Source organism: Actinosynnema sp. NPDC023658 (assembly GCF_040639995.1).
GTDB lineage: Bacteria > Actinomycetota > Actinomycetes > Mycobacteriales > Pseudonocardiaceae > Actinosynnema.
This window is the reverse complement of record NZ_JBFAAX010000002.1, coordinates 20,909-37,151: the sequence shown is the minus strand read 5'-3', so window position 1 is coordinate 37,151 and position 16,243 is coordinate 20,909. Positions and strand designations below refer to the sequence as shown.

At 73.4% G+C, this 16,243-nt stretch carries 16 protein-coding genes; 11 read left to right on the top strand and 5 right to left on the bottom strand.

Annotation, left to right across the window (positions count from 1 at the left end; translation table 11 throughout):
- Positions 1–17: 17 nt before the first annotated feature.
- Both AB0G02_RS00670 and AB0G02_RS00665 read right to left on the bottom strand, forming a co-directional pair.
- Complete coding sequence (locus tag AB0G02_RS00670) at positions 18–2,000, bottom strand: alpha/beta hydrolase (RefSeq protein WP_360787148.1); 1,983 nt, start codon at positions 1,998–2,000, stop codon at positions 18–20.
- The gene (locus tag AB0G02_RS00665) at positions 1,997–2,311 is read right to left on the bottom strand and encodes a hypothetical protein (protein ID WP_360787145.1); all 315 of its coding nucleotides are present in this window, start codon (positions 2,309–2,311) and stop codon (positions 1,997–1,999) included. Before AB0G02_RS00665 ends, AB0G02_RS00670 begins: the two co-directional genes overlap by 4 nt.
- 159 nt (positions 2,312–2,470) lie before the next feature.
- Between AB0G02_RS00665 and AB0G02_RS00660 the strand changes: the two genes are divergently transcribed.
- From AB0G02_RS00660 to AB0G02_RS00625, 8 genes are all read left to right on the top strand, one after another.
- Positions 2,471–3,613 carry a hypothetical protein gene (locus tag AB0G02_RS00660; RefSeq protein WP_360787143.1) on the top strand — a complete coding sequence of 381 codons (1,143 nt, stop codon included), beginning with the start codon at positions 2,471–2,473 and terminating at the stop codon, positions 3,611–3,613.
- 648 nt (positions 3,614–4,261) lie between these two features.
- The gene (locus AB0G02_RS00655; RefSeq protein ID WP_360787140.1) at positions 4,262–4,993 is read left to right on the top strand and encodes a maleylpyruvate isomerase N-terminal domain-containing protein; all 732 of its coding nucleotides are present in this window, start codon (positions 4,262–4,264) and stop codon (positions 4,991–4,993) included.
- An 80-nt stretch (positions 4,994–5,073) separates the two neighbouring features.
- Entirely contained in the window at positions 5,074–6,678 is a 1,605-nt protein-coding gene (purF, locus tag AB0G02_RS00650; RefSeq protein WP_360787137.1) for an amidophosphoribosyltransferase, read from the top strand.
- 80 nt (positions 6,679–6,758) lie between these two features.
- Positions 6,759–7,820: a phosphoribosylformylglycinamidine cyclo-ligase gene (purM, locus tag AB0G02_RS00645; RefSeq protein WP_360787134.1), complete on the top strand. Its 1,062-nt coding sequence runs from the start codon at positions 6,759–6,761 to the stop codon at positions 7,818–7,820.
- Positions 7,821–7,883: 63 nt separating this feature from the next.
- Entirely contained in the window at positions 7,884–8,375 is a 492-nt protein-coding gene (locus tag AB0G02_RS00640) for a SigE family RNA polymerase sigma factor (protein ID WP_360787132.1), read from the top strand.
- Positions 8,372–9,157, top strand: a complete 786-nt coding sequence (locus AB0G02_RS00635) for a hypothetical protein (RefSeq protein WP_360787129.1) — start codon at positions 8,372–8,374, stop codon at positions 9,155–9,157. Before AB0G02_RS00640 ends, AB0G02_RS00635 begins: the two co-directional genes overlap by 4 nt.
- A gap of 9 nt (positions 9,158–9,166) precedes the next feature.
- Entirely contained in the window at positions 9,167–9,595 is a 429-nt protein-coding gene (gene arfB / locus AB0G02_RS00630) for an alternative ribosome rescue aminoacyl-tRNA hydrolase ArfB (protein WP_360787127.1), read from the top strand.
- 10 nt (positions 9,596–9,605) lie between these two features.
- Positions 9,606–10,271 (top strand): class I SAM-dependent methyltransferase, encoded by a 666-nt coding sequence (locus tag AB0G02_RS00625; RefSeq protein ID WP_360787125.1) that lies wholly within the window; start codon positions 9,606–9,608, stop codon positions 10,269–10,271.
- Here AB0G02_RS00625 and AB0G02_RS00620 read toward each other — a convergent pair.
- Both AB0G02_RS00620 and AB0G02_RS00615 read right to left on the bottom strand, forming a co-directional pair.
- Positions 10,253–10,915 (bottom strand): response regulator, encoded by a 663-nt coding sequence (locus tag AB0G02_RS00620; protein ID WP_360787123.1) that lies wholly within the window; start codon positions 10,913–10,915, stop codon positions 10,253–10,255. The two genes, AB0G02_RS00625 and AB0G02_RS00620, sit on opposite strands and share 19 nt — an antisense overlap.
- Positions 10,912–12,474 (bottom strand): sensor histidine kinase, encoded by a 1,563-nt coding sequence (locus AB0G02_RS00615; protein ID WP_360787120.1) that lies wholly within the window; start codon positions 12,472–12,474, stop codon positions 10,912–10,914. Before AB0G02_RS00615 ends, AB0G02_RS00620 begins: the two co-directional genes overlap by 4 nt.
- A gap of 113 nt (positions 12,475–12,587) precedes the next feature.
- On the opposite strand from AB0G02_RS00615, the gene AB0G02_RS00610 reads away from it, so the two are divergent.
- From AB0G02_RS00610 to AB0G02_RS00600, 3 genes are read left to right on the top strand one after another with little or no spacing between them, the layout of a single operon-like run.
- On the top strand, positions 12,588–13,568 hold the full coding sequence (locus AB0G02_RS00610) for a tripartite tricarboxylate transporter substrate-binding protein (RefSeq protein WP_360787118.1): 981 nt from the start codon (positions 12,588–12,590) through the stop codon (positions 13,566–13,568).
- Positions 13,565–14,152 carry a tripartite tricarboxylate transporter TctB family protein gene (locus AB0G02_RS00605; protein WP_360787115.1) on the top strand — a complete coding sequence of 196 codons (588 nt, stop codon included), beginning with the start codon at positions 13,565–13,567 and terminating at the stop codon, positions 14,150–14,152. The genes AB0G02_RS00610 and AB0G02_RS00605 overlap by 4 nt, the downstream gene beginning before the upstream one ends.
- Position 14,153: 1 nt before the next feature.
- The gene (locus AB0G02_RS00600; RefSeq protein ID WP_360787112.1) at positions 14,154–15,653 is read left to right on the top strand and encodes a tripartite tricarboxylate transporter permease; all 1,500 of its coding nucleotides are present in this window, start codon (positions 14,154–14,156) and stop codon (positions 15,651–15,653) included.
- Here the strand turns inward: AB0G02_RS00600 and AB0G02_RS00595 are convergent.
- Positions 15,572–16,219, bottom strand: a complete 648-nt coding sequence (locus AB0G02_RS00595; protein WP_360787109.1) for a helix-turn-helix domain-containing protein — start codon at positions 16,217–16,219, stop codon at positions 15,572–15,574. The two genes, AB0G02_RS00600 and AB0G02_RS00595, sit on opposite strands and share 82 nt — an antisense overlap.
- Positions 16,220–16,243 lie beyond the last annotated feature (24 nt).

Here is a 16,243-nt window from a genome sequence, read left to right as displayed (position 1 = left end):
TCCGGCTCACCGTTGGCTCAGAACCACGACCCGACGGTCTTGTCCCAGACCTTGCCGACGCCCTCCACCGCGTCGCGACCGAGCTCGACCACGTCACCGACGCCGCCGACCACGACGTCCACGGTGTCGTTGACGATCTCCTTGCCCGTGTCGAGCAGGCCGGTGCCCGCCTCGGACCAGTTGCCGTTCCACGCGTCGCGACCGGCGTTGTAGAGGCCGGTCCCGGCGTCGACCACGAGGTCCGCCGCGCCGACGGCCGTGCCGCCGACGAAGTCCACCACCGGCCCGACGCCGGGCACGTGCGACCCGGGCAGCGACGGGCCGAGCGGGCGCTCGTCCCACTCCTGGCCGGACACCGAGCCGCCGTCGCCGGTCGCGATCCGGGCCAGGTTGTCCACCGACTCGGAGCCCTTGGCGTAGTACTGGGAGTGCGCGCCCAGCGCGGACGTGCCGTCGGTGGTGCCGAAGGCCTTGGCGCCGAACCGGTCGTCGTACGGCCCGATCGACGAGCCGTCCTCGGTGAACCAGTCGGAACTGGTGCCCTGCACGACCGGGTCGTGCTCGGTCGCGCCGACGTACACGTGGCCGGGGCCGGCCGAGAGCTGGTCGACGTTCGACGCGCCGACACCGGGCGAGCCGACGAACGCGATGTCGTCCGCCGCCAGGCCGTTCATGCCCGCGTAGCCGACCGTGGTGGAGCCGTAGGAGTGGCCGATCACGGTCACGTGCGGGTCGTGGCCCGCGGCCTCGGCGGCGGCGCGGTAGCCGTCGACGTCGGCGACGAGGTTCGCACCGCCCTCGCGGGCCTGCGCCGGGTTGTCGACCTCGCCGGGCGCCCAACCGGGCGCGTCGTAGCCGAGCCACTGGATGGTGGCGTTGCCCTTCGCGCCCATCTGCTCGCGCAGGTTCGCCGCCTGGTCGAGGCCGAAGCCGCCCAGGTCGGAACCGGTGCCGGGCACGCAGACCGCCAGGTTGGCCGCGTTGTCCGGGTCGCCGTACGCGACGGCCATGCCGCCGTCGCCGCGCGGGCCGTACGGGTCGTAGGCCAGCACGCGGACGTCGCTCGCGTCCCAGCCCTTCTGGGCAGCGATCTTCTCGGCGTCCTCCAGGCTGCCCTGGGCCTTCTGCGCGTTCTCGGCCTTGGTGGCGGCTTCCTGGCGCTGCTCGTTGAGCGACGCGTACTGCTCGTCGTTGAGCAGCTTTGTCATGTCCTCGGACCTGGACGGGTCGAGCCCCAGCTCCCGGGCCCGCGCGGCCATCTGCGCGTCGAGCTGGTCGCGCTGCGCGCCGAAGCGCTGGGCGTCGTCCGCGATGCGCATCCGGTTGGCCTGGTCGAGGACGCCCGACGGCAGGCCGCGGAGTCGGCCCAGCTCCTGGAACCTCGTGCGCAGCAGCTCGTCCTGCTGCTCCTTGGTCAGCGACTTCCACCAGGCGGCGACCTGCTTGGGGTCCGCGCCGGGACCGGGCACGGCGGCGGTGGTGCGCAGGGCCGCGACGGCGGTGTTCCAGCCGGCGTCCCGGCCCGCCGTCTCCTCGAAACCGGGGCGGACCTGGGCGAGCGCGCCGGCGTAGGAGCGCAGGACGCGCTCGTAACCGGTCCTGACGTTGTTCAGCTGCTCGTTGACGCGGTTGGCCAGCTCGCGGGTCTGCACCTCGTCCAGCGCGGGCGAGCGACCGCGCCAGAAGTCGATCAGCTGGTCGGCGCTGCCGCGCATCTGGGTGTAGGCGCGTGAGGCGGCCCGCACGATGTCCGCGCCGGCGGCCAGCCGTTCACCGGCCACGGACGCGGACCGCGTGGACAGCTCGGCGCGGGCGCCGAACTTCGCCGCCGCGTCGCCCTGCCAGGTCGAGGTCGCCGTGCTGCCGCCGGCGGACACGGACTGGCCCGCGCGGCTGACGGCGCTCATCGCACCGGTGATGGGGTCGGCGGCGGCCGCGACCCGGCCGGCGTCACCGGCGGCGAGCTGCCCGTACAGGACCTCGGGGTCGGTGTAGCTCACGCAAGGCCCCCTTCGATGCCGCGGAACGAGCTGGTCGAGTCGTCGTCCGCGCGCTGGTAGGAGTCGGCGTTCTCGTTGAGGCCGTCACCGGTGTCGCGGTACCAGGCGCTGCCGCGGCGCAGGTCGTCCGACTGCTCGCCGGACCAGCGGGCCAGCGCGTCGACGAACTCCGCCGCCGCGGGGACCTGCCCCAGCGCCTGGGCGTCCAACCTCAGCATGGAGATCATCTCGGCGCCGTCGCCGGTCGCGTCCGCACCGTCGTGGAACTGCTTCGACGCCTCGCGCAACGTCTCTGGTCGCACACCGAACACGATTGCCCACCCTTCGTGCCGCCACCGCTGGCACTGCGACGCGGTTCCCTCACGTTCGGTTCCCCCGCCCCGCGGGTCAAACAGGTGAAAAAACACCCCCGGTAGTGATCACCCGAAGGTGATCTTGCCGACGTCGAACAGCAGTTCGACCATTAACACATGACACTTTTACTGCCGACGCCCAAGACCGTGACCTACCGCGAGTTCCGGGTGTTCGTGGCGTGGGTCGGTGAACACCTGGTCGAACTCCTCACCCGACCGCGCTCCCGGGGTCGTCACCGCGCCCTCTCGTCCGGGCAGAACCTGTGGCAGAGCTGGAAGTTCTCGATCGCGACCGGCATCGCCCGGGCGCTCCGACTGGGCCCGGTGCCGCCGCGCGCCGGGCCCGGCCAACCCTGCCGGAGGGCGGTGCGCACGCGACCGCGGACCCCGCTCCGGCCACCAACCCGAACGGCCCAGTCCCCGCACCCCGCCCGACCGTCCGCACGCCCCGCGCCGGACCGGTCGACCCGACCCACCGCCGCCCAGGAGCCCTACGTGGAACCGCAGCCCGAGCCGTGGTCCGAGTCCTGCCCGGCACCGCTGTCCGAGGTCCGATCCGACATCTGGTCCGAGGCGAGGTTCGAGCTGTGGTCGCCTCCGCAGTCCGAGTCGCAGTCCGGGTCGCAGTCCGAGTCGCCGCCTGCGTCGCAGCCGGAGCCGCAACCCGGGTCACGGTCCGAGTCGCGGTCGGCGCCGCCGCTCGACCTGTGGTCCGACTCGCTCGACCCCGGTTTCACCGGCTACCTCGACGAACCCACGGGCCGCCACGCCTTCCGCCCCCGGACCGCCTACCTCCAGCCGCGCCACCCCCGGCCCGTGCACCGCCGGCCCGCCCGTCTCCATCTCGCGCACCTCCGGCCCGCGCACCCCTCGCCCGCGCACCTCCAGCCCGCCTCCGTGGAGCCCGCTCACATGCAGTTCTCCGACTCCGATCCCACGACCTTCCAGCCCTCCGGCCTCCCGCCGACCGACTTCCGGCCGGCCGACGTGCACCCCGCCGACCTGCTCTCCACCGATCCCTGGCCGACCGACCCCGAACCCGCCCACACCTGGCCGACCGACACCCACTCCGCCGCCGACACCCCCGCCCCGCAGTCCACCGTCCCGCAGTCCATCGCCCCGCAGCCCGCCGCCGACATCGACGACTCCGACCCCGCTACCTGGGAGTTCCAGGTGGGCGACCTGGCCCGGTGGTGGGAGGAAGCCGCCGCGAGGCTGGACGCCGCCGCCCGGAACGAAGCCCGCAACCGCCACTGGTGACCACCCCCACCCGCCCCACCCCACCGACCGCCCGCCACCGCCCGAGAGGAGCGCCCGCCCTACCCGCCCGCTACCCGCCTGCCCGGAGGGGCTGCCGATCCACCTGCCCGCCCCTCCGCCCGCCGGACCGCCCCTGCCGGACCCGGACCGCGCCTGCCGGACCGCGCCTGCCGGACCCGGACCGCGCCCGCCTACCCGGCTGCCTGCCCACCGCCCGCCTGACCGTCCGCCGCCCGCTTGCCCGGCGGATCCATCGGCCGCCTGCCCCGGTGGGTCCGCCGCCTGCCTGCCCGGCCGCCTACCTCGGTGGGTCCGCCAGCCGCCTGCCCGGCTGCCTGCCGGCTGCCTGTCCACCGTGCGCGCCGGCCGCCTGCCCCGGCCGCCTGCCTGCCGCTCGCGTCCTCCGCCCGCGCACGCTGGCCGCCGCGTGAGGTAGTGGCGTGGGGCGTTGGCGCGAGGTTGGGGCGTGAGGCAGGGCGTGAGGTGGCGGAGTGAGGGGTTGTCGCGATCCGAGGGCACCGATCGGGCTGTCCCTGCGTCGGTTCGGGGGAAGGTCGGTCATCCGGAGCCGGGACGCGTTCCCGTGCGGCACGATGGCCGCGCGCCGATCGACCCGGCGCACCGATCGACCCGAGCGGGAGGCTGGACGTGCCAGGAGGTTGGACCACCCAGCGGTGGACCGAGGTCTTCACCGCGCAGGCCGCGATGTTCCGGGCGGCGGTCGGGAAGGCGGACCCCGCCGCCAAGGTGCCCAGCTGCCCCGGCTGGACGTTCACCGACCTGACCCTGCACGTCGGCAGGTTCCTGGAGACGTCCCTGGAGTACCTGCGCACCGGCAGCACGGTGCAGCTCCGCCTGCCCGACCCGCCCGCCGGGGTCGTGCCGCTGGAGTACCTGGACGAGCAGCTCGCCAAGGCCGCCGAGCTGCTGCCGTCCACCCCGGGCAACCGCACGGCCTGGACGTTCTCGCCCTCCGCGCCGGACCTGGCGTGGGTCTGGCACCGGCGCATCGCGCACGAGTTGGACCTGCGCCGCTGGGACGCCCAGGCGGCGCTGCGCGAGCTCGTCGTGGGCGACGCGGACTTCGCCGTCGACGGCATCGACGAGGCGTTGACCACCCTCCTCGCCGCCAAGTACGCCACGGACGTGCCGCCGACCGCCAAGGGCACCGTCCTCGTCCAGCTCACCGACGTGCCCGAGTCGTGGGTGGTGACGTTCGCGCCGGGCGTGGTGCCGGAGGTGCGCGCGGCCTGGCCCGGCGAGGAGGCGGACCTGCAGGTCACCGGCGAGGCGCAGCTCGTCCACTACGGGCTGTGGGGTCGCCTGCCGCTCAAGCGCACGGGTGACGAGCAGCTCTGGTTCGCGGTGAAGCTCGACTGAGCGGAACCGGTGCCGCAGGTCACCGCACGAGCCGCACGGAGGTCGCGGAGAGTGCGTTTGGTCACGTCGGAGGGGGCTCGATGGGGCGAGTACCACCCCCATCAGCCTTACACTCGGTGGTGCAGCCCGACCTCGTCGCTAGGGAGCACTCGGTGGTCATCGACCATTCCGCAACCGGCCGCACCGACCCCGAAACCCAGGAAGAACGTGAACCCCGCGAAGAATGCGGTGTGTTCGGCGTCTGGGCACCCGGCGAAGAAGTCGCCAAGCTCACGTACTACGGCCTGTACGCCCTCCAGCACCGCGGCCAGGAAGCCGCGGGCATGTCGGTGGGCGACGGCAGCCAGGTGGTGGTCTTCAAGGACCTCGGCCTGGTCAGCCAGGTGTTCGACGAGCAGGTGCTCCAGTCGCTGCGCGGCCACGTCGCCGTCGGCCACTGCCGCTACTCGACCACCGGCTCCACGACGTGGGAGAACGCGCAACCGACGTTCCGCACCACGGCCACCGGCTCCGGCCTGTCGCTGGGCCACAACGGCAACCTGGTGAACACCGCCGAGCTGCTGGCCAAGGCCCGCGAGGTGGGCGTGGACACCGGTCACGGCGCCACCACCGACTCCGACCTGGTGTGCGGCCTGCTCGCCGCGCAGGCCGCCGACATCGGCATCGAGCAGGCGGCCATGCAGCTGCTGCCGACGCTGCGCGGCGCGTTCTGCCTCACGTTCTCCGACGAGTCGACGCTCTACGCGGCGCGCGACCCGCAGGGCGTGCGCCCGCTGGTGCTGGGCCGGCTGGAGCGCGGCTGGGTCGTCGCGAGCGAGACGGCGGCGCTGGACATCGTCGGCGCGTCGTTCGTCCGGGAGGTCGAGCCGGGCGAGCTGATCGCCATCGACGAGAACGGCCTGCGGTCGAGCCGGTTCGCGAACCCCGAGCCCAAGGGCTGCATCTTCGAGTACGTCTACCTGGCCCGCCCGGACACCACGATCGCCGGCCGCTCGGTGCACGCCACCCGGGTCGAGATCGGCCGCCGGCTCGCTGTCGAGCACCCGGTGGAGGCCGACCTGGTCATCCCGGTGCCCGAGTCCGGCACGCCCGCCGCCATCGGGTACGCCCAGGCCAGCGGCATCCCCTACGGCTCCGGCCTGGTGAAGAACGCCTACGTCGGCCGCACCTTCATCCAGCCGTCGCAGACGATCCGCCAGCTGGGCATCCGGCTGAAGCTGAACCCGCTGCGGGACGTGATCCGCGGCAAGCGCCTGGTCGTGGTGGACGACTCGATCGTGCGCGGCAACACGCAGCGGGCCCTGGTCCGGATGCTGCGCGAGGCCGGTGCGCTGGAGGTGCACGTGCGGATCGCGTCGCCGCCGGTGAAGTGGCCGTGCTTCTACGGCATCGACTTCGCCTCCCGGGCCGAGCTCATCGCGAACGGCCTGGACACCGACGGCATCCGCCGCTCGGTGGGCGCGGACTCGTTGGGCTACGTGTCGCTGGAGCAGCTGATCGCGGCCAGCGAGCAGCCCAAGACGCGCCTGTGCACGGCGTGCTTCGACGGCGACTACCCGATCCCGCTGCCCGACGACGCGCTGATCGGCAAGCACCTGCTCGAGGGGATCAGGGGCGTCTCGGGCTCGGCCGCCCCCGTCCTGCCGACCGGGTACGGTGCCGAGGACGCCCTGCAACGGCCCTGAGCGCCGGTGGAGCGGGCGGCGTGGTGGCCCGAGAAGCGGTACCCGGACTAGTGGATGCCCTGAAGTTGGAGCACAGAGACGTGACGGACAGCGCGAAGGCGACCTACGCCGCAGCTGGAGTAAGCATCGAAGCCGGCGACGAGGCGGTGGAGAAGCTCAAGCCGTGGGCGGCGAAGGCGCAGCGTCCCGAGGTGCTCGGCGGCATCGGCGGCTTCGCGGGGTTGTTCCAGCTCAGGCTCGACCGCTGGAAGGAGCCGGTGCTCGCGTCCTCGACCGACGGCGTCGGCACCAAGATCGCGGTCGCGCAGGCGTTGGACAAGCACGACACGGTCGGCATCGACCTGGTCGCGATGGTCGTGGACGACCTGGTCGTGTGCGGTGCCGAACCGCTGTTCATGCAGGACTACATCGCGATCGGCCAGGTCGTGCCGGACAAGGTCGCGGCGCTGGTCAAGGGCATCTCCGAGGGCTGCGTGCTGGCCGGGTGCGCGTTGCTGGGCGGCGAGACCGCCGAGCACCCCGGCCTGATGGGCGCGAACGACTACGACATCTCCGGCACGGGCGTCGGCGTGGTCGAGGCCTCCGCCATGCTCGGCCCGGACCGGGTCCGCGCGGGTGACGTGGTGATCGCCATGGGCTCCTCCGGCCTGCACTCGAACGGGTACTCCTTGGCGCGGCACGTGCTGCTGGACATCGCCCGGATGCCGCTGGAGGGTCACGTCGAGGAGTTCGGCCGCACCCTCGGTGAGGAGATGCTGGAGCCGACCCGCATCTACGCCAAGGACTGCCTGGCGCTGGCCGCCGAGGCGGAGGTGCGCACGTTCGCGCACGTCACCGGCGGTGGCCTGGCCGCGAACCTGGCCCGCGTGCTGCCCCCGGGCGTGCGCGCGGAGCTGAACCGCGGCACGTGGACGCCCGCGCCCGTGTTCGCCCTGATCGCCCAGCGCGGTCGGGTGGAGCGCGAGGAGATGGAGAAGACGTTCAACATGGGCGTCGGCATGGTGGCCGTGGTGGCCCCCGAGGACGTCGACCGCGCCCTGGCCGTGCTCACCGCCCGCCACGTGCCCGCGTGGGTGCTGGGTGACGTCGTCCGCTCCGACGAGCCCGGCGCCGCCCTGGCCGGGGACCACCCGCGCTTCTAGCTCCGGGCAGCAACCCCCGGCGGTCGTCGATCCGTACTAAGCGGCGACCGAAGGGGGGACCGAGTGGATCGCGATCGTGAGTTCGACGAGTACGTCGACGCCCGCGCGCTGGTGATGCGGAGGACCGCGTACCTGCTGTGCGGTGACTGGCACCGCGCCGAAGACCTGGTGCAGACGGCGCTGACCAAGCTGTACGTCGCCTGGCCGCGGGTCAGGCGGGACATCTCACCCGATGCCTACGCCCGGAAAGTGCTGGTCCGCGCGGCCATCGACGACTCGCGCCGGGCGTTCCGGCGTCGGGAGACGGTCGTGGACGAGGTGCCGGACACGCGCGTTCCCGACGCCACGTCCGACTTCGACGTGCGCCGTGCCCTGGCGTCGTTACCGGCGGGGCAGCGGGCGACGGTGGTGCTGCGCTACTGGGAGGACCTGAGCGTCAAGGAGACCGCGCGCCTCCTCGGTCGAACCGAAGGGACCGTGAAGAGCCAGTCGGCCAAGGGCTTGGCCGCGCTGCGCGACCTTCTCGGTCACGACGTCCTGGAGGAGCAGCGATGAGCGACATCAAAGAAGTCCTGGCCACCGCGTTCGCCGACGAGCCGCCGATGGTCGTCGACAAGCTCGCGTTGATCAAGGCGGGCAGGCGCGGGGTCACCACCCGCTACGCGCTCGTGGGCTTGGCGGCGGTCGCGGCGGCTGCCGTGGTGGTCGTGCCCATCGTGACGATGCCCGGCGGAGGTGGTGGTGGAGGTCCGGACGCGGCGCAGGTGAGCACAACGCCGTCTCCGGCCCGCGTCGTCACGCCTTCGGACCCGATCGGGCTTCCCCCGAGCCCCTATCCCGCCACGGCGGAGCACGCGGCGGAGCTGACCGGGATCCTGCGCGGGTCCGGCGCGATCCCGGGTGACTTCACCCCGGTGCCCCGTCCACCGGGGTCGACGGCCGACAACTGGGAGTTCGAGCCATCCGATTCCGCCTACCAGGCCGGGGCCGAGATGTTCGGTGCCAGGGGGAGCGTCCAGGTGTGGATGAGGCTGTCCCGGTACGCCTACAAGGGCTGCGAGGAGTCGAGCTTCCCGACGTCGAGCACCGCGACGTGCGAACAGCGGACCACGGACGACGGACGCGAGTACAAGGTGGAGTCCGCCCCGGACTTCCCGGGCGTGCCTTTCGCGGTCACCGTGAAGCTGCCGGACGGCAACACGGTGATGGCGTCCTCCAACGGGATCGAGGACCGCAGCAACGGGCCCTACACCCGGTCGCCCGGTGCGGTCGGTGACCAGCCGCTGACCATGGACGAGCTGGTAAAGCTCGCGACGGTTCCGGGGTTGACCTTCTAACCTGTGGGGGTGGCCGAGGACCTGACCGTGACCCGGACGCTGGTGATACCGGCGGCCGAGCTGAGCGAGCGCTTCTCGCGGTCCTCCGGTCCCGGCGGCCAGGGCGTGAACACGGCGGACAGCCGGGTCGAGCTGAGCTTCGACCTGGCTGCCTCGCCGTCGGTGCCGGAGTGGCTGCGCACCCGGATGCTCGGCCGGCTGGAGAAGCGCCTGGTGGACGGCGTGCTGACGGTGACGGCCAGCGAGCACCGGGCCCAGTTGCAGAACCGGCAGGCGGCCCGCGAGCGGTTGGCGGGCATGCTGCGCGACGCGGCCGCCGCACCACCGCCGGTGCGCCGCGCGACCAAGCCGACCAAGGGCTCGAAGGAACGCCGCATCGCGGAGAAGAAGCGCCGCGCGCAGACGAAGCACGGCCGGCGCGGCGGCGGTTGGGATTAGGGTCCGGCACGTGACCGAGGCCGACTTCCTGACCATGACCCGCACCGCCTACGACACCGTCGCCCGCAGCTACGCCGACCACCTGCGCGACGACCTGGCGCAGAACCCGCCGGACCGGGCGGTGCTGGGGTTGTTCGCCGAGCTGGTGCGCGGACCGGTGGCGGACGTCGGCTGCGGTCCCGGCCGGATCTCCGGACACCTGAAGCGGCTCGGCGTGGACGTGTCCGGGATCGACCTGTCGCCGGAGATGGTCGCGGTGGCCCGCCGCGACCACCCGGACGTGCGGTTCGAGGTCGGTTCCATGCTCGACCTCGACCTGCCGGACGCCTCGCTGGGCGGCGCGCTGGGCTGGTACTCGGTGATCCACGTGCCGTGGGACCTGCACCCGGCGGTGTTCGCCGAGTTCCACCGCGTCCTCGCGCCCGGTGGCCTGCTGCTGATGGCGTTCCAGGTCGGTGACGAGGTCCGGCGGATCGAGCACGGCTACGGGCACGACGTGCAGCTGGACGTCTACCGGCTGAACCCCGACCGGGTGCTCGACCGGCTCGTCGAGGCCGGGTTCGTGCCGCACACGCGGCTGGAGCGCGAGCCGGTCGGCTCGGAGAAGACGCCGCAGGCCTACCTGCTCGTGCGCAAGCCGGGCCCGGTGGGCGCGGGTCAGCCCAGCCAGACGTAGAGGCGTTCGGGCCGCCCGGTCCCGCCGTACCGCAGCCGCACCTCGGCCTTGCCGGTGCCCACGAAGTGCTCCAGGTAGCGCCGGGCGGACACGCGGGCCAGCTCGGTGGCGTCGGCGCACTCGCCGGCGGTCACCGGGCGTTCCCGCAGCACCCGTTCGACCAGCGCGGCGGTCTGCGCGGTCAACCCCTTCGGCAGCACGGGCGCGTTGCGCGGTCGTGCGCCGAAGACCTGGTCGACGTCCGCCTGACCGGCCGACGCGAGCAGGTCCAACCGCCGGTCCAGCGCGGCGAAGTGGGCGAGCTGGTCGCGCAGCGCCGCGTACTCGAACGGCTTGATCAGGTAGTGCAGCACGCCGCCGCGCATGGCGGTGCGCACGGTCTCCACGTCCGTCGCCGCGGTGATCACGATGACGTCCACGTCGTCGGCCACCCCGCGCAGCTCCCGCAGCACGGCCAACCCGTCGACGTCGGGCAGGTAGACGTCCAGCAGCACGAGGTCCGGCCGCAGCTCGCGCACCAGCCGCACGGCGTCCGCGCCGTTGTGCGCCACGCCGACCACCTCGAACCCGGGCGTGCGCGCCACGTATCCACTGTGGACCTTGGCGACCATGAAGTCGTCGTCCACCACCAGGACCCTGATCACACCGGCACCTCCGCGGGCAGCCGGGCGGTGAACACCGCGCCGTCCTCGTTGCGCACCCGCACGGAGCCGCCGCGCCGCAGGCAGGCCTGCCGGACCAGGGCCAACCCGAGCCCGCGCCGACCCCGTTCGGCGGCCTTGGTGGTGAACCCGTGCCGGAACACCTCCTCGGCCAGCCCGGCCGCGACACCGGGTCCGGAGTCGCGCACCTCGACCACGACCTCGTCCGGCGACGACCGCACCGACACCTCGATCCAGCCGTGCCCCGCCAGCGCGTCCAGCGCGTTGTCGACCAGGTTGCCGATCACCGTGACGAGGTCGGTGGACAACGCCTCGTCCACCTCGTCGAGCGCGCTGTCCGGCGCCATCCGCAGCCCGGTGCCGCGCTCGGCGGCGAGGCTGGACTTGGCGATCAGCAGCGCGGCGACCGCCGGGTCCGCGACCTTGGCGGCGACCTCGGCCCGCCACGCGCCCCGCGCGGTGGTGATGCGGCTGATGAACCCGCGCACCTCGTCGTACTCGCCCAGCTCGACCAGGCCCGCGATGGTGTGCAGGCGGTTGCTGAACTCGTGCGCCTGCGCCCGCAGGGTGTCGGTGGCGTGCCGGGTGGCGTCCAGCTCGTCCCGCAGCGTCATCAGCTCGGTGCGGTCGCGCAGGGTCACCACGGCGCCGTGCACGTCCAGCGGCATGTGGTTGAGGGTGAGCACCCGGCCGCCGGTCAGGGCGAGCTGGTCGACGCCGGTCGCGCGGCCGGTCAGCACGTCGCGCAGCCGTTCGTCCAGGCGCAGCTCGGCCACCGACCGGCCCACCGCCTCCGGCGGCAGCGCCAGCAGGTCGCGGGCGTGGTCGTTGACCAGGGTGATCCGGTGCTGCGGGTCGAGCGCGACGACGCCCTCCTTGATGCCGTGCAGCAGTGCCTCCCGGTACTCGACCAGCGCGGTGATCTCGTGCGGCTCCAGCCCGAGCGTCTGGTTCTTCACCCGCCGCGCCAGCAGCAGCGACCCGGTGACGCCGATGACCAGCGCCACCCCGAGCAGCCGCAGCGCGTTGTCCGGGGAGTCCAGCACACCGTCCCAGAACCCCGGCGCCTGCCTCCCGGCGGCGACCAGCCCGATCACCGTGCCGCCGTCACCGATCACCGGCACGTGCGCGACGGTCGCGCCGCCCAGCTCGCCCACCCACGACCGGCCCCGCAACGCCGTGCTGCCGCCGACGTCGAGCGGCTCCCCGACCTGGCTCGGGTCCGGCGAGGTCAGCACCTCGCGGTCCGGGTCGGTGATGATCACGTAACTGGCGCCGGACAGGCTGCGGGCGGTCTCCGCGAACGGCGCGAGCGCGTAGTGGCGCAGCGGGTCGGCCAACGACGCCCGCACGCCCGCCGTGGCGGCCACGTCCTCGGCCACGGACAGCATCCGCCGCCCCTCGGTGGTGCGGAAGTTGTTGCCCGCCTGCACGACGGACAGCGCGCCCACCGCGCCCAGCAGCGCCACGACCACCACCAGTTGCCACCCGAGCAGCTGACGGGCCAGGGAGCCGCGACCGGTGCGGATCCTGTCGGCCAACCGGCACCTCCGTGACCACAAAGACCAAAAGAACCCTTAGGCGCGCAAGCGGGACATCCCTGTCTACACGAGTGCACCATGTCGAACCACGCGAAGGAGAGGCGGGGATCACAGTGCGGATCAGGAACTGGCTCGCGGTCGTCGGCGCGGTGGCCGTCGTCGTCCTCGTGCCGCCGCTGCTGACGTCCGGCGCGGACACCGCGGCGTCGTTGCGCAGCCTGCGGGTCCTGGTGCCGAACTCGCCGGGCGGCGGCTACGACGTCACGGCGCGCACCGCCGCGAAGGCGATGGAGGACGCGGACCTGATCCGCAACGCCGAGGTGTTCAACCTGCCCGGCGCGGGCGGCACGGTCGGGCTCGGCCGGACGGTCAGCGAGCGCGGCAACGGCAAGCTCGTGATGTCCATGGGCCTGGGCGTGGTCGGCAGCGTCTACACGAACAAGGCACCGTCGTCGCTGCTGGACACCACGCCGATCGCGAAGCTCATCGAGGAGCCGGACATCGTCGTGGTCGGCGCGGACTCGCCGTACCGGACGCTCGCGGACCTGGTGGCGGCGTGGAAGGCGGACCCGGGCGCGGTGACGGTCGGCGGCGGCTCGTCGCCCGGCGGGCCGGACCACCTGGCGCCGATGCTGATCGCCAAGGCGGTCGGCCTCGACCCGCGCCGGGTCAACTACATCCCGTTCGACGGCGGCGGTGAGCTGCTGGCGTCGGTGCTCGGCGGGAAGGTCGCGTTCGGCGTCTCGGGCGTCGGGGAGTACCGCGACCAGATCGAGGCCGGGCAGATCCGGGTGCTCGCGGTGACCGCCGGCACGCGGCTGTCCGGTGTGGACGCGCCGACGCTGCGCGAGTCCGGTGTGGACGTCGAGTTCACCAACTGGCGCGGCGTGGTCGCGCCGCCGGGCATCACCGACACCGACCGCGCCCGGCTGGTGGACCTGTTCACCGACCTGCACGGCACCCCGCAGTGGCGGGAGGCGGTGGCGCGCAACGGCTGGACGGACGCGTTCGCACCGGGCGAGGAGTTCGGCGCGTTCCTGCGCGAGGAGAACGACCGGGTGGCGACGGTGCTCAAGGACCTGGGGCTGGCATGAGTGGAGGGCGGGACGTGCGCGAGGCGGTGGGAGACACCCCCGACGGGACTCCGGGCGGTGGTCCGGGCGGGAGCCCGGGCGGTGTGCCGAGCCGGACGTGGCTGCGGGAGCACTCGGAGCTGGGTGTGTCCGCGGTGCTGGTCGGGTTGGGCGTGCTGGTCCTGGTCGACGCGATCCGGATCCACACCGACTTCGCGCAGCGCGGCCCGATCGGGCCCAAGGCGGTGCCGGTGGTGGTCGGCGTCGGGCTGCTCGTGGTCGCCGCGCTGCTCGCGCGGGACGTGCTGCGCGGTGGGCGGGGCGAGGCGGAGGGCGGCGAGGACGTCGACCTCGCCGCGCCGGCCGACTGGCGGACCGTGCTGCTGCTGTGCGGCGCGTTCCTGGCCAACGCGGCGCTGATCGGCGTCGTCGGCTTCCCGATCTCCGGGGCGGTCCTGTTCTGGGGCGCGGCCTACGCGCTGGGCAGCCGGGACCCCGTCCGCGACCCGCTGCTCGCCGCCGGGCTCTCGGTGGCGACGTTCCTGCTGTTCAACAACCTGCTGGGCGTGCCGCTGCCCGGTGGCCCGCTGGTGGGGATGTTCTGACGTGGACTCGTTCACCAACCTCCTGGAGGGGTTCGCGACCGCGCTGACCCCGGCTCACCTCGCGCTGGCCGCGGTGGGCGTGCTGCTGGGCACGGCGATCGGCGTGCTGCCGGGCATCGGGCCCGCGATGGCGGTGGCGCTGCTGCTGCCCGTCACCTACGGCCTGGAGCCGACCGGGGCGTTCATCATGTTCGCCGGCATCTACTACGGCGGCATGTTCGGCGGCTCGACCACGTCGATCCTGCTCAACACGCCGGGCGAGAGCGCGGCGGTGGTCGCGGCCATCGAGGGCAACCCGATGGCGCGCAAGGGCCGCGGCTCGCAAGCGCTTGCGGCGGCCGCCATCGGGCACTTCGTCGGCGGCGTCATCGGCACGGCGCTGCTCGTGCTGCTCGCACCGACGGTGGCCGGGTTCGCCGTGGACATCGGTGCGCCGGACTTCTTCGCGATCATGGTGCTGGCGTTCATCGCGGTCACGTCCGTGCTCGGCGCGTCCCGCGTGCGAGGCTTCGCGTCCCTGCTCATCGGCCTCACCATCGGCCTGGTCGGGCTGGACGAGATGACCGGGCAGCAGCGGCTGACGTTCGGGTCGCTGCACCTGGCCGACGGCGTCGACGTGGTCGTGGTCGCGGTGGCCCTGTTCGCCGTGGGCGAGTCGCTGTGGGTGGCCGCCCACCTGCGGCGCAGGCCCGCCGAGGCGATCCCGGTCGGCCGCGCGTTCCTGGGCCGCGAGGACTTGCGGCGGGCGTGGAAGCCGTGGCTGCGCGGCCCGCTGATCGGGTTCCCGTTCGGCGCGATCCCGGCCGGTGGCGCGGAGATCCCGACGTTCCTGTCGTACGTGACCGAGAAGCGGCTGTCGAAGCACCGCGACGAGTTCGGCCGGGGTGCGATCGAGGGCGTGGCCGGGCCCGAGGCGACGGCCAGCGCGTCGGCCGCCGGGACCCTGGTGTCGATGCTGACGCTCGGCCTGCCGACCACGGCGGTGGCGGCGGTGATGCTGGCGGCGTTCCAGCAGTACGGCATCCAGCCGGGCCCGCTGCTGTTCGAGCGGGAGTCCGCGCTGGTCTGGGGCCTGATCGCGTCGCTGTTCATCGGCCTGTGCCTGCTGCTGGTGCTCAACCTGCCGCTCGCGCCGGTGTGGGCGAAGCTGCTGCGCATCCCCCGGCCGTACCTCTACGCGGGCATCCTGTTCTTCGCCGGCGTCGGCGCGTACGCCGTGAACGCCGACGTGTTCGACCTGCTGGTGATGTTCGTGATCGGGGTGCTCGGCTTCGTGATGCGCCGCTACGGCCTGCCCGTGCTGCCGGCGATCATCGGCGTCATCCTCGGCCCGGCCGCCGAGCAGCAGATGCGACGGGCCCTGCAGCTGTCCGACGGCTCCCTGACCGGGCTGGTCAACACCCCGTTCGCGCTGGTCGTCTACGGGATCGTGGTGGTCCTGCTGGCCTGGCCGCTGGTCCGCCGGCTGGTCCGCGCGCCCTCCCGGGAGGTGGACGCCTGACCCGTCCGGGCCGCCGGGCCGAGCAGGCCGTCCAGCAGGGCGTCGAGGCCGTTCTTGATCGTCGCGGCCTCGGCGTCCCGGCGTGAGACCAGGTTCGCGGCCAGTGGGGCGAGCAGGGCGTCGGCGGTGAACGCGGCGTCCACGTCCGGCCTGACCTGTGCGACGAGCAGGGCCAGGTGGTGGTGGTGCGCGTCGTACGCGCCGCCGAAGCGGGCGAACGGTCCGGCGGTCTCGGCCAGCAGCAGCAGGTCGAGCTGCGCGAGCGTGCGGTCGACCAGGGCGTGCAGGAACGCCCGGAGGCGGGCCGCGGGCGGTGCGCCGGGGCCGACCGGGGGCGGGCCGGTCAGGAACGCGGCCTGGAACTCGCGCTCGGACTCGTCGATCAACGCGTGGGCGAGGCCGGAGCGGTCACCGAAGCGCCGGTAGAGCGTGCCGACGCCCACCCCGGACGCGGCGGCCACCTCGGCCATGGCGAGGCCCTCGATGCCCCGTTCGGTGACGAGGTCGGCGGCGGCGGCCAGGATCCTCGCCCGGTTCCTGGCGGCGTCGGCCCGCTCGCGCGTCACCCCGGCAGCTTATCGACGGCCCCC